This is a genomic window from Penaeicola halotolerans, from assembly GCF_016464625.1.
GTDB lineage: Bacteria > Bacteroidota > Bacteroidia > Cytophagales > Cyclobacteriaceae > Penaeicola > Penaeicola halotolerans.
In genome coordinates this window covers 1-228 of the sequence record NZ_JAEAGO010000263.1, presented here as the reverse complement: position 1 = coordinate 228, position 228 = coordinate 1, and the positions used below count along the sequence as shown (strand labels likewise).

General features: G+C 43.9%; 1 protein-coding gene. It reads right to left on the bottom strand.

Going from position 1 to position 228, the window contains the following annotated elements; translation table 11 throughout:
- On the bottom strand, positions 1-228 hold a 228-nt coding region (locus I5349_RS14210), incomplete at both ends, for an aconitase family protein (RefSeq protein ID WP_226391410.1).

Sequence of the window (228 nt, the reverse complement as noted above, 5' to 3'; positions counted from 1 at the left end):
TTGTCTACAGCTTGCTGTGCTAGAGAAGCTGCTCTAGAGATGTCTTCATAAGAAGAGTTAGTGCATGTTCCGATCAATCCCACATCAAGTTTTGCAGGCCAGTTATTCTCTTTGTCAGCAGCTGCAAATTTAGATAGAGGCCAAGCCAAGTCTGGCGTAAATGGAGCATTGATGTGTGGCTCAAGCTCTGACAAGTTGATCTCGATCACTTGATCAGAATACTTCTCA